Source organism: Streptomyces ureilyticus, assembly GCF_011045025.1.
In the GTDB taxonomy this organism is placed as follows: Bacteria; Actinomycetota; Actinomycetes; order Streptomycetales; family Streptomycetaceae; genus Streptomyces; species Streptomyces ureilyticus.
Genome location: NZ_JAAKZX010000015.1, coordinates 1 through 12083, shown reverse-complemented (window position 1 = coordinate 12083; position 12083 = coordinate 1). Strand labels below are relative to the sequence as shown.

The 12083-nt window shown below is 68.8% G+C and carries 11 protein-coding genes and 1 pseudogene; 10 read left to right on the top strand and 2 right to left on the bottom strand.

What is annotated here, in order from left to right; genetic code table 11:
- The first annotated feature begins 13 nt into the window (after positions 1–13).
- Complete coding sequence (locus G6048_RS07375) at positions 14–1417, top strand: LCP family protein (RefSeq protein WP_235989529.1); 1404 nt, start codon at positions 14–16, stop codon at positions 1415–1417.
- 416 nt (positions 1418–1833) lie between these two features.
- Here G6048_RS07375 and G6048_RS07370 read toward each other — a convergent pair whose 3' ends face one another.
- Complete coding sequence (locus G6048_RS07370) at positions 1834–2331, bottom strand: DUF1877 family protein (RefSeq protein ID WP_165338640.1); 498 nt, start codon at positions 2329–2331, stop codon at positions 1834–1836.
- 629 nt (positions 2332–2960) lie between these two features.
- On the opposite strand from G6048_RS07370, the gene G6048_RS07365 reads away from it, so the two are divergent.
- The 7 genes from G6048_RS07365 to G6048_RS07335 all read left to right on the top strand — a co-directional run bounded on the left by G6048_RS07365 (position 2961) and on the right by G6048_RS07335 (position 9268).
- Positions 2961–3590 carry an RNA polymerase sigma factor gene (locus G6048_RS07365; protein ID WP_165338639.1) on the top strand — a complete coding sequence of 210 codons (630 nt, stop codon included), beginning with the start codon at positions 2961–2963 and terminating at the stop codon, positions 3588–3590.
- Positions 3591–3679: 89 nt separating this feature from the next.
- Entirely contained in the window at positions 3680–4525 is an 846-nt protein-coding gene (locus G6048_RS07360; protein WP_165338638.1) for a hypothetical protein, read from the top strand.
- Between the two features lie 571 nt (positions 4526–5096).
- On the top strand, positions 5097–5288 hold the full coding sequence (gene tgmA / locus G6048_RS49255; protein ID WP_155059574.1) for a putative ATP-grasp-modified RiPP: 192 nt from the start codon (positions 5097–5099) through the stop codon (positions 5286–5288).
- Between the two features lie 14 nt (positions 5289–5302).
- Positions 5303–6244, top strand: a complete 942-nt coding sequence (locus G6048_RS07350) for an MvdC/MvdD family ATP grasp protein (protein ID WP_206341293.1) — start codon at positions 5303–5305, stop codon at positions 6242–6244.
- Between the two features lie 436 nt (positions 6245–6680).
- A complete protein-coding gene (locus tag G6048_RS07345) occupies positions 6681–6884 on the top strand; it encodes a cold-shock protein (protein WP_165338637.1) in 204 nt (67 codons plus the stop codon).
- 366 nt (positions 6885–7250) lie between these two features.
- Positions 7251–8792, top strand: coding sequence for a DEAD/DEAH box helicase (locus G6048_RS07340; protein WP_165338636.1), 1542 nt, complete (start codon positions 7251–7253; stop codon positions 8790–8792).
- Positions 8793–8959: 167 nt separating this feature from the next.
- Positions 8960–9268 (top strand): SCO5918 family protein, encoded by a 309-nt coding sequence (locus tag G6048_RS07335; protein ID WP_165338635.1) that lies wholly within the window; start codon positions 8960–8962, stop codon positions 9266–9268.
- A gap of 86 nt (positions 9269–9354) precedes the next feature.
- On the opposite strand, the gene G6048_RS07330 is transcribed toward G6048_RS07335, so the two are convergent.
- On the bottom strand, positions 9355–9729 hold the full coding sequence (locus G6048_RS07330) for a hypothetical protein (protein ID WP_165338634.1): 375 nt from the start codon (positions 9727–9729) through the stop codon (positions 9355–9357).
- A gap of 702 nt (positions 9730–10431) precedes the next feature.
- Here G6048_RS07330 and G6048_RS07325 point away from each other — a divergent pair.
- Positions 10432–10770: a helix-turn-helix domain-containing protein gene (locus G6048_RS07325; protein WP_165338633.1), complete on the top strand. Its 339-nt coding sequence runs from the start codon at positions 10432–10434 to the stop codon at positions 10768–10770.
- A 463-nt stretch (positions 10771–11233) separates the two neighbouring features.
- Positions 11234–12083 (top strand): annotated as a pseudogene (locus tag G6048_RS07320) (lysyl oxidase family protein); the annotation flags it as partial.

Here is a 12083-nt window from a genome sequence, read left to right as displayed (position 1 = left end):
GGTGGTTCAACCCATGAATGACCGGCCAGGCACGTGGCCCGACAACAACGGGCAGGCCGGAGACGCCCAGGAGCGTCGCGTCGTCTCGGGACAGGTGTGGCAGCCGGGCAGCCCATATCCGATTCAGGTGTCCTCCGGACCTCCCTTGAACACGTCCGCTGTCACTCCGGGACACACGGGCACGTCCTATGGCGCCGTGGGATACACGGACATGTCCTATGAGGCCCTCTACGGCGCCCCGGGATACACGGGCGCGTCCAATGCCCCTCCGAATCCGGGATACACGGACACATCCAACGCCCCTCCAGCTCCGGAGTACGCGAGCATCCCGCGCCCGCGCAACGGACGTACCGTCCCGCAGAGCGACAGGCGTACCGTCCCGCAGGACATCGGCAGCCACAACCGCAGCATCCGGCCTCCCTGGGTGCCCCCCAGCCGGTTCCGCCGGATCGTGCGCCGGGTGGCGGTCCTGCTCTGCGCGCTGCTCGTCCTCGGCGGCGGCACCTACGCCTGGGCCGAGGTCGAACTCGATCGATCGGTCGACCTCGGCAAGGTCGCGGACCGTCCGCCGCCGGGCAAGGGGACCACGTATCTCATCGTGGGCTCCGACAGCCGTGACGGTCTGTCAGAGGAGGAGAAGAAGGACCTGCACACCGGCGCCGGCGCCGGCGGCCGCACCGACTCGATGATGCTCCTGCACACCGGCGCCCACGGCACCACGATGGTGAGTCTGCCGCGTGACTCGTGGGTGACCCTCCCGGAGTTCGTCCGCCCCGAGACGGGCAAGGTGCACCGGGCGCAGAAGGACAAGCTGAACGCGGCCTACTCCATGGGCGGCCCCCGACTGCTCGTACAGACCATCGAACGCAACACGGGCCTGCGGATCGACCATTACACGGAGATCGGCTTCGGAGGCTTCGTCGGCGTCGTGAACGCGGTCGGCGGCGTGGAGATGTGCGTGGACAGGGACATCAAGGACAAGAAGTCGGACCTGGACCTGACGAAGGGCTGTCACAACCTGGACGGCGCCCAGTCGCTGGCGTTCGTCCGCCAGCGGCACCAGGAGGCCGAGGGCGACCTGGGGCGCTCCAAGAACCAGCAGAAGTTCCTCTCCGCCCTCGCCCGCAAGGCCGCCGCACCTGGTACCGCGCTCAATCCGCTCCGCGCCTATCCCGCCCTGGACGCGGGGCTGGGCACGCTCGTCGTGGACGAGGACATGGATCTACGCACCCTCGTGTCGCTGTTCCAGGGGATGCGGGGCGTGGCGTCCGGCCAGGGCACACAGCTCAATGTCCCCGTGGCCGGTGAGTTCCGCACGTCCAAGGGCGATGCCGTGAAGTGGGACGAGAGGAAGGCGCAGAAGCTCTTCGACGAGCTGAGGAACGACCGGCCGGTGAGCACTGAGGAGCAGGGCTGACCGGCCGGTGGGAGACCGCCCCGCGCGCTTCGTCCTGACGCTGCCGAGTCAAGCCCCAAGGTGAGCATGCCCATGGCCGCTCACTCAGAAGGACGGCGCCCCAACGGTCCGGCCGAACTCCCGCAGCGCCCTTTTCGCGCTGCTGCGCAGCCGGAGACCGGGCACGCGGAGGGCACGAGGGCTTGACTGGGACCGCACGCTCGTTGGCCGCCGCACCGGCCTGTCGCCGAGTGCCTCGACCTAGCGCGGCGCCTCAGCCAGTTGATGCGCGGAGGCTTCCGCCAGAAGGCGGCGCGATCCGGCTTCCACTTCCCAACCCCTGGGCGAGTGCCCGTGCGAGTTGCCTCGGGAGGAGTGGTCGTGGGCCCACATCGCGCCCCCGGCTGAGGATCAGCAGGTTCCGCGTGCCACGTGCCTCAAGTCGGCAGCCACTTCACCACCGCGTCTCCGCACTCGGCCGTCTGCGTATAGAACTCCGTCAGCTCCCGGTGCGCCGCCGCGAAAATGCCCCGCGTGTCGGGCTCTGCGGTCACGCCGCCGTAGCGCGGCAGCAGTTCGTCGCGGGACAAGACCCACAGCGCATCGAAGTCGACCATCGTCAGGAACCTGGCCACCCGGTGCGCCTGGCCCGCCGTCAGCACGAGGAACGGCGGCTTGTACCGATCGGGGTGGAACACCGGCCGGCCACCGAGCACCACCTGGGCCTGGGGTCGCTCCCCCGCGCGATGCGGGGAAGCGCCGCCTGCGTAGAGGAGTTCCTGATCCAGATAACGCTTGTCCAGCACCTCCTCGTGGTGCCGATCGAGGCCGTGCCGGACGGTATCCCAGCCGTCCCCGAACAGCCGTTCCAGCCAGGTCGCGCTGTTGCGCAGTGCCGGGGGCGGCACCGCTCGCAGATGGAAGTAGATGCTCATCACCAGAAGGAGCGCACGGGGACGCCGCAGCATCACGCCGCCCGGCGAACGCCGCGTTCCGGAGCTCCGCGATTCGCGCCCGACCGCCCGCCGTCGGTCCGAACGGTGTGCGGGGCGGCCGGAGCCCCGTGCAGTGGTTGGGGTCCGGCCGCCCCGTCCCTCTCCATGTCGCTCTCCGGGGGAGTCAAGAGCGGCACGGAGAGGGTTCCGGGAGTGGTCGTGGCACCGACGTCCGGCCTGGCGATCAGCGATCACCCTCGGCCTGTCCGGCGTGGACTCGGCACTCACACAGCGCACGGCCGGAGCGATACGTCACCCGGCCGGGACGACGCGGATCGCGCACCGGTGTCCGAACGCCGGATCCGCCGGGCGTTGCTGAGCCGTGAAGCCGTCCGGCCCCGGCATACGGAGCGGCTCAACGTCCCTACGCCGCCGTCTTCTTGGAGCTGCCGACGGCCCTCGCGGCTTCGTCGGCCAGGCGACAGGGGCGCCGGCGACGACGTGAGGGACGCGTGATGCGTTGTGACACTTCTGTGCGAACGCGCGCTGGTCTCCATGGGGCCGTCGATGCCAACGGGCTCGTCGGACGAAACGGACTCGCTGTGAACCAGGTACGAACGAGGACAGTCTTGGGCCAGGCACGGCAACCCCGCCGCGTACAGACGTACGACGGGGAATTGGGCACGGCAGTCGCACTGGCCCAGGAGGGGGACGAGACCGCCTTTGCGGTCGCCTACCGGATCGTGCAGCCGGGCCTGCTCGGCTATCTGCGCGGATTCGTCGGCGAGGACGCGGAGGACGTGGCGTCCGACGCCTGGCTGGAGATCGCCCGTGACCTCGGACGGTTCAAGGGGGACGGGGCCGGTTTCCGCGGCTGGACGGCGACCATCGCCCGGCACCGGGCACTGGACCATCTGCGCCGCCAGCGCGTGCGGCCCCGGTCGGGAGGGACCGAACAGGACGTACTGGACCTGCCCAGCCTGCACAGCACCGACGACCAGGCGCTGGAGACCCTTTCCACCGAGCGGGCCCTGGAACTGGTCCGCGGGCTGCCGAAGGACCAGGCCGAGGCCGTGCTCCTGCGGGTCGTTGTCGGCCTGGACGGTACCGCCGCCGCGCGCGTCCTCGGCAAGCGCCCAGGAGCGGTGCGCACCGCCGCCTACCGAGGTCTGAAACGCCTCGCCCACCAGTTGGGCGTCGAGGGCCAGGTGGCAGGTGTGACGGATGAGACTTCCCGGACGCTGGGGGAGTCGAAATGAACGATGCCCGCGGCAGTGGGCCGGCGGACAGGCACCAGGGCCCGGAACGCCAGGTGAATCGAACATGTCGGACAGGAACGGAAGCGGACATGGGTGAACGGCTGAGCGGCGACGGAGTACCGGGCCGTCGACGTGTGCACCCTGACGACGCCGTGTCCGGCCCGTGGGACCGGCGTGACGACACCGCGCTGGAGACGGTGCTGGCCGCCGTCCTGCGCGGAGGCGATCTCGCCCCCGAGGCCGAGCAGCGGGCCGTGGCCGCCTTCCGGGCCGCCCGCGGCGGGGGCGCGCATCGGGCGCGTACCCGGCGCCGGGACGACTGGCGGCTGCCCGCGGAGCGGCGTACCGGGCGCCCTGTGAAGACGACGTTCGCCGCCGTGTTCGCCAGCCTCACCCTCGGCGGTGTCGCGGTCGCGGCCATCGGCTCGGCCGGCTCGTCCACGGGCGGCGGTGGTGCCGACCGGAAGACCGCGCACCCCTCGGTGTCCGCCCCGGCCCGGCCGGGCGGTGAGACATCGTCGGCTTCCTCCGGCGGCGCCGGACCGACGGATGGCTCGGCCGCCGCCCAGGACACCGAGGCCCACTGCCGCGCCTACGAGCAGGTCAAGGACCGCGGTGAGGCGCTCGACGCGACGGCCTGGCAGCAACTCGTCGCGGCGGCGGGCGGCGAGGGAAAGGTCGCCGCGTACTGCGCCGCGCAGTTGGCGCGGGCGACGACCTCACCGAGCAGATCCGGCGACACGGGCAAACCCGGCGAGGGCGCCGCGGACGCCGGCACGGGCACGGCGGGGAACACCGGCACGTCCGGGAACACCGGCATGTCAGGGAACACCGGCACGTCGGGCAACGGGAATCCCGGCAACGACGCCAACGACGCCGACGGCGCGGACAATGGGGCCGGCAACGGCCAGGCAAGCGGCGGGAAGGGCCAGTAGACCCGCCCGTCGGCCGGGCCACTCACCGTTCGGGGGCGTGATGGTCCCGTTCGCCCGTCGTGGTGCCCGCGTCATGGTCCGGCCACCATGTCAGCGCCCGCACTCCGGCCGGGAAAGCGTGCCGAACAGGTCGGAAAGGCATGGCCGTCGGTGTCGCTCTTCCAGCGGAGCCATTGAGGGCGAGGCGGCGTCGCGCCAAGGGCGCACGGCCTCATCCGCGCCGCCCATGGAGTCGACGTCGAGTCACTCCGTCGGCGGTCGCCCCGATACGACCGGTCGCCTTTGCCGGATTCGTTCGCCGGACTGCGCGCGAGCGATGCCTCGCCTCCGGGGCCTCGTACCTCACGTGAGTCAGCAACCCCAGGCATGCCCCTGTGACGTTTCCAGCACCCATTTCGATGTGTAAGTCATGGGGAAGTTGAGTGTTCGTGATGTCAGTGATGTGGATGAGGCAGGTGAGGCAGCGGGTGATGTGACGATCTTCCTGAAAGATGACAGAAGTGATGAATTCCTCGCGCAAGGAACGTGTGAGGGACTGCGCGCAGGCAGCGTGCCGACTTGGAGGTTTCGAGTGCGACCGTTCACCCTCAACTACGCCCTCCCGAGAGCGCTTCCGACGGTGGTGACGCCATACCGCTTCGACGAGTCGCTTCAACTGAACGTGCTTCCCGACGGACGTCCGGCCGTCAGTGACCCGGACCTCCTCCTGGCTGCCGGTACGACGACATCCACCGCCGGTTCCCAGACACACTTCGACGACTGACGATCCGTAACCGAATGACCGTACTGATCCTCACGTCCGAAGAGGACGTCACCGCCGACATGGTGGTGACCAAGCTGCACGAGACGGGGGTGGCCGTGATGCGGCTCGACCCTGCCGACCTGCCAGGCAAGGCCCTGATGTCCGCGGACTACGCCCGTGGCGACTTCGAGGGTCACCTGTCGGTGAACGGACATGTGCTCAGCATGGGAGGCCTGGACTCCGTATGGGTACGCAGGCCCGGCGAACCGGCCGCTCACGCGCCCCGCCCATCCGTGTGGCTGACCGCCGAGACCCATCAGGCGCTGTTCGGAATGCTCTACTCCGCCTCTGCGCGATGGATGAACCATCCGCGCAACGCCGACCAAGCCCGGTTGAAGCCATGGCAGTTGAGGACGGCTCATCTCAGCGGCTTCGCCGTACCACCGACTGCCATCACCACCTCCCCGCGCCTGGCACAGCAGTTCGCCAAGGAGCACGGGGACGTGGTGGTGAAGTCCGCCTCAGGACCGCCGCCCGGTGATCCCGCGCTGGCGCTGCCCACCACCCTGGTCGGCCCCGACCCGGACTTCTCCGCCGTCGCAGCCGGTCCTGCGCTGCTGCAGCGGTACATACCCAAGCGTGCCGACATTCGTCTGACCTGTGTCGGCACCCAGCTGTTCGCCGCGCGGAAGGCCGCCGAACCCGGCCAGGTCGACGGGCGCTACGGCGACACCGGGCACGCCTGGGAGGCGGTCCCGGTGCCCGTACGCATCGGCAGGTCGGTACACGAGTACGTCACCCTTGCCGGACTGGCGTACGCCGCCTTCGACTTCGCCGAGGACGAGGAGAGCATCTGGTGGTTCCTGGAGTGCAATCAGGGCGGCCAGTTCGGCTTCGTCGAACTGGAGACCGGGCAGCCGATCTCGGAGGCGGTCGCCCGGTGGCTGTCACAGCGCAAGGGCCGCAGAACGACATAGGCGGGTGTGAAGCCGACGGACTGGTGCGCTGACCAGGCCAGGCCCTGGAAGGAGGTCGGTTTGCGCCGCAGCCGCCAGCGGTACGCCGTGCCGTCGACCACTACAGCATTCGCCGTGCGCCGCCCGTCGGCCAGAAACGCTGGGGTCCTGGTGAGCCAATATCTGTGGCCGCGAAATGAGAAATAGACGTCACGCTCGATGAAGGTTCCTCACTCGGCAGGCGGAGCAGAATTAGTCAACGCACACGGTCGATCGCACCGTGATACTGTCGATCCCAGTTGCAGTTGTGGTTCCCGAACGCTTGGGGTGTCCTCGCCGGTTTCATACGCCGGTAGAGCCCCTTACATCTCCGGTTAATTTCCGGCGGGGTGATCATCGCGACGACGCGGAGACCGCACAGTGTGGACTCCGAACACCGCCCCAAAGGAGATTCAATATGGCTACCGGCACCGTGAAGTGGTTCAACGCGGAAAAGGGCTTCGGCTTCATCGAGCAGGACGGCGGCGGCGCCGATGTCTTCGCTCACTACTCGAACATCGCCGCTCAGGGCTTCCGTGAGCTGTCGGAAGGCCAGAAGGTGACCTTCGACATCGCGCAGGGCCAGAAGGGCCCGACGGCCGAGAACATCGTTCCCGCCTGACGCTGATACGTACTTCGCAGCTGGGGCCCGCACCTTGGGGTGCGGGCCCCAGCTGATCGATTTTCGGGACGCGGACCATCTGGCAAACCGTCCTCCTCGTACCTTTCAGCCGCAGCGTGATCCAGGGGCATGGCCCAGGGCATGGATCCATTGATCCCCCGCTGCATCCCCTGCTGCCGGGATCTCACTATTCTCGTGAGAGACAAATCCCACGCACACCCTGCGAATTCCCCCGCACATTTCCTGCACATTCCCTTCGGGATCCCATTCGATCCCGCATTGTCTTCGGCTCGTTCTCGCGATTCTCTGCGCTGCTCTTTTGCTGCGGGAATTCCTTGATTCGTGCCACATCAAGGAAGGTTCCGCATGAACCGCACCCGTACAAACGATCGCTTCGCCCGCACACGCGCCGGAGGTTCCGGCTCCAAGAGGGGCGGCAGCCGCTACGGAGCCGGGGCCGGAACCGCGGTGCCCGGCCGCTCCGGTGCTCCGCGCCGTCCCGAAGGTCACGGACGCCGACAGGCCGCGCCTCAGGGCGAGTTCGCACTGCCGAAGACGATCACCCCGGCACTCGGTGCCGTCGAGACGTTCGCCGATCTCGCCATGCCGGCGCAGTTGCTGGCCGCACTCGGCCACGAAGGCGTGACCGCACCGTTCCCGATCCAGGCGGCGACCCTGCCGAACTCCCTCGCGGGCCGCGACGTACTCGGCCGTGGCCGCACCGGCTCGGGCAAGACCCTCGCCTTCGGCCTCGCGGTCCTGGCCCGTACGGCCGGTCAGCGCGCCGAGCCCCGGCAGCCGCTGGCCCTCGTCCTCGTACCCACGCGCGAGCTCGCCCAACAGGTCACCGACGCGCTCACTCCGTACGCCCGGGCTCTGCGGCTGCGACTGACCACCGTGGTCGGCGGGATGTCGATCGGCAGGCAGGCCAGTGCACTGCGTGGCGGTGCGGAGGTCGTCGTCGCCACACCGGGCCGGCTCAAGGACCTCATCGACCGCGGCGACTGCCGGCTCGACCGCGTCGCCATCACCGTCCTCGACGAGGCCGACCAGATGACCGACATGGGCTTCATGCCCCAGGTCACCGCGCTGCTCGACCAAGTGCGTACCGAGGGGCAGCGGATGCTCTTCTCGGCCACCCTGGACCGTAACGTCGACCTGCTGGTCCGCCGCTATCTGCACGACCCGGTGGTCCACTCCGTCGACCCGTCCGCGGGTGCGGTCACGACCATGGAGCACCACGTACTCCACGTACGCGGTGCGGACAAGCACCGCACCACCACCGAGATCGCGGCACGCGAGGGCCGGGTGCTCATGTTCCTGGACACCAAGCACGCGGTGGACCGGCTGACCGAGCATCTGCTGAACAGCGGCGTCCGCGCCGGCGCCCTGCACGGCGGCAAGTCCCAGCCGCAGCGCACACGGACCCTGAACCGGTTCAAGGCCGGGCACGTGACGGTGCTGGTGGCGACCAATGTCGCGGCACGCGGAATCCACGTCGACAACCTCGATCTGGTCGTGAACGTCGATCCGCCCAGCGACCACAAGGACTATCTGCACCGTGGCGGCCGTACGGCACGTGCCGGCGAGTCCGGCAGCGTGGTCACCTTGGTGACCCCCAACCAGCGCCGCGACATGAGCCGGCTGATGGCCGCCGCCGGCATCACCCCGCAGACAACCCAAGTGAACTCAGGAGAAGCGGAGTTGACCCGCATCACAGGCGCTCAGGCCCCCTCGGGCGTCCCGGTCACCATCACAGTGCCGGCCGCGGAACGCCCCCGGCGCGGCGCCTCTTCCTCGTCCCCGCCCCGGGGCCGCCGCCGTGGCCGCCCCGCCCAGGGCCGGCCCACCGGCGAGGCGGCACGCCGCACGGCACAGGGGCCGTCCGCCGCCAACCCGGCGGCCTAGGACCGACAGCTCCCCGTACACGGACCGGATCGGGTCGTCTACGAGACATCCTCGGCGCCGCTGGACCGTGGGGCGTGCTCGCGCGTGCTCGCCCGCTCCCTCTGACCCGCCTCAGCCGGTCAGCCCCGTACTCGTACTCCATCCCCTGTCATCCCCTGGGAGGCATCATGCGCTGTGTCATCGCCCGGTTCCCGTTCGAGTTCTCCAAGCAAGAGGTAGTGGACGCCATGAAGGGCATCAAGCCCGAGGTCATCACGGGTGAGTCCGTGCTCATCGGCCGCCGCCACTATCCCGTCAAGCAAGTGGGCGAAGTCATCACCCGGCAGGACCGCCGCGATTTCACCAGCGGGGAAGTGACCCGCGCCATGAGCCGCCTCGGTTTCACCTGCCGCAACGGCGAGGAGAGCGCACCCGCCGCACCCGCCCTCACACCGCTGCAGGCCGCATCGGCCCTGCTTGGTACGCCCGCCTCCTGAAGCCATGAGGACCGGCGGAAGCCGGCCTCACAGCAGCGACGAGAGCCCTGCCGACACACGTCGGCAGGGCTCTCGTCATGAGCGTCTCAGGGTTCGGAGTAACTGAAGTCGCCCACGGTCCAGGCACTGACGTCGCTGATCGCGACTCGGTACATTCCCCCCGTCTCGGGGATCCCGACACTGCCCTGCAGGATCCGGGCGAGATGGAAGTGCAGGTGCGTGGGTGTCTCACGGCGGTCGGTTCGGTCTTCTGACCACTCGGCAGCGAAGACACCGGAGAACTGGCCGAGACGGTCCGAGTCCTTCAGCACCTCCGACACTCGCTCCCTCCACACGGCTTCGGGCGCCAGCCGGCCGGTGATGACAGCTCCGCCGACCACCACGGTCAGCGACATCTGATTGCTTTGCGCGGACTCCACCTTGGCGGCGATGTCCGCGAGCAGGTCGTCAGGTTTCGACATGAGAGCTGATTTTATGCAGCGGTCGGTCCTCTGTGCCCATTTCCTGTACGTGACCTCTGGCGCCGACTCCTGTACGTGCCCCCTGGCGCCGACGCGATGCCGGCGTACCGGAGCGGTGGGGACCGGGCGCTGGGGCGCATGGCCCACCGTGCCGCCACGGTCGGCCGGCGCAAAATACTTACGTCTCGAGAGCACTGAAATCTGTGTTGGCCGGAGTAGACATTGGCTGGTGATCTGGTTAAGGTTCCTTTCGTAGACACGATCAAGAAGGCCCGGCAGACACGAACTGCCGGGCAGCGGTACATGAAGTTCGCAGGTCAGGGTGACTGTGGAGTTCCGAAGCCAGGTTGTTCGCAGGTCGGTGACGGGACTGACAGTCGCACTGGGCGGCTCGCAGGTTGAGGGGCCGCCGACAGCAACACCAGCAGTTCGCATCACTCAGAGGAAGCACGGAGGGAGCAGACGCCATCAGGATCGCCCGGCCCGGGAAGCATCATCCGGCTGGGTACCGCAAGACCCGGATTGGAAGGTGGTCCCCGGTCACGAATCCGCGATCCCCGCACTCCCGGCCCTCTCCCGGGCCGGGTAGCGGAAACAGCAGGTCGGCAGAGCAGTAGGGCCGACGGATGGTGTTCAATCCCTTCGGGGCCCTGGTGCCGCACGGCACCAGGGCCCCTCGACGCGTCGTACAACGAGGTGTAAATGACAGCAGATACTCCGCTCAGCGGTCGTCTGGACGACGACGACTACCCCGCGTACACGATGGGTCGGGCCGCCGAAATGCTCGGCACCACCCCCGGCTTCCTCCGGGCCATCGGTGAGGCCCGTCTGATCACTCCGCTCCGCTCGGAAGGCGGGCACCGCCGCTACTCCCGCTACCAGCTGCGGATCGCCGCCCGCGCCCGCGAACTCGTCGACCAGGGGACCCCGATCGAGGCTGCCTGCCGCATCGTCATCCTTGAGGACCAGCTCGAGGAAGCGCAGCGCATCAACGCCGAGTACCGCCGCGCCGCGAAGGAAGAGCCCGACAGTTCCAGCTGAGCGCGTCGGCGCCGCCGGGAGCATCAGGCGGCGCTTCTCGCAGACCTGACCGAGCTGCGTCGTCCGACGGTGCTGGGGCACTCCTGGCGCAGGGCGGCTGCGGCGCGTTGGACGACCACGTGCATCAGGGTAGGCCCGTCCTGAGGGCTGAAGATGCGGAGTCTGCCGTCCGCCACGGCCACGCGGTCGGCCAGTCCGATGAGGCCGGTACCCGCCTGAGGTGCGGCACCGCCGCATCACTCCTCACCCAACTCGCCTCGCTTCTGGGCCTGTTGATGAACTGCTCCGGAACCCTGGCACAGACCACCTACGCCTGGCGGGCCCTTGTCGTATGCCCTCCGCCCCGCCTGATGCCGGTTCCCCGCCACGACGCATATGTCGGCACAGGCAACCCACACACCCTGTTCACCTCTCTCACAGGATGCTCACAGACTTGATCAGGGCACTCACAGACGAGGAACAGATGACGAGACAGCAGCACCGCAATCGCCTGCAGCGTTCGGCGTTAGCCGCAGGCGCCGCGTTCACCGTCGCCGTCGCCGGGGCGGGAGCCGCTCCCGGAGCCGGGGCGGCCGAGGCGGGCACGGCAGGCAAGCCGAAGCTCAAGCTGATCGCCGCGTCGAACTCCGTGACGCTCGACCGCTGGGAGGGGGACGGCGGGGTCTTCCTGGACCTCGGCACGTACGTCACGGTCGACGGCGCGCCACTGGAGTTCAAGGTGACCCGGAAGTCGTACAAGGACCCCGTCGTCGCCCAGCAGATCATCCGCAACGGAACGAAGACGCAGACCAAGAAGCTGCCCGCCGGGCTGGTGAAGGACTTCTCCGGTCTGCCCGGCTTCCTGGAGGTGTCGGTCAAGAACGCGGCCGGCGAAGAGGTGTCGAAGGCCAAGCAGGCCTTCTGCCCGAACAACGCCTCCGGGCGGATCCGGCCGGACGCCCCGACCACGTCGAAGTATCCGCAGAGCTGCCCCACCAACGCGTTCACGCTGGGCTCGGTGTGGGGCGTCGAGAAGGGCTGGGCGTCCAACACCACCGCATGGGACTACGAGTCGGTGGTGGACCTGCCGGCCGGCGAGTACACGGCAAACGTGTCGGTGGCCAAGAAGTACCGCGACCTGTTCGGGATCCCCGATGACCGGCCGACCATCAAATTGACGGTGCGTCAGGAAAGTTCCGAGGATGGAGAAGGAGAGGGTGCAGCAGGAGTGGCCGCCTCGCGGTCCTCGGCCCACCACGGAGGGCACCAGGCCGCCGGGCACGACGCGCACTCCGCCCACGACCACGGTCACAGCGGCGTCGACGCGCCCACCC

Coding starts and splice junctions, on each gene's coding strand:
- G6048_RS07370 (WP_165338640.1), bottom strand. CDS start 2,331: ATGAGCATCTACTTCCATCTGCGAGCGGTGCCGCCCCCGGCACTGCGC.
- G6048_RS07350 (WP_206341293.1), top strand. CDS start 5,303: ATGACCGTACTGATCCTCACGTCCGAAGAGGACGTCACCGCCGACATG.
- G6048_RS07340 (WP_165338636.1), top strand. CDS start 7,251: ATGAACCGCACCCGTACAAACGATCGCTTCGCCCGCACACGCGCCGGA.
- G6048_RS07325 (WP_165338633.1), top strand. CDS start 10,432: ATGACAGCAGATACTCCGCTCAGCGGTCGTCTGGACGACGACGACTAC.
- G6048_RS07335 (WP_165338635.1), top strand. CDS start 8,960: ATGCGCTGTGTCATCGCCCGGTTCCCGTTCGAGTTCTCCAAGCAAGAG.
- G6048_RS07360 (WP_165338638.1), top strand. CDS start 3,680: ATGGGTGAACGGCTGAGCGGCGACGGAGTACCGGGCCGTCGACGTGTG.
- G6048_RS07345 (WP_165338637.1), top strand. CDS start 6,681: ATGGCTACCGGCACCGTGAAGTGGTTCAACGCGGAAAAGGGCTTCGGC.
- G6048_RS07375 (WP_235989529.1), top strand. CDS start 14: ATGAATGACCGGCCAGGCACGTGGCCCGACAACAACGGGCAGGCCGGA.
- G6048_RS07330 (WP_165338634.1), bottom strand. CDS start 9,729: ATGTCGAAACCTGACGACCTGCTCGCGGACATCGCCGCCAAGGTGGAG.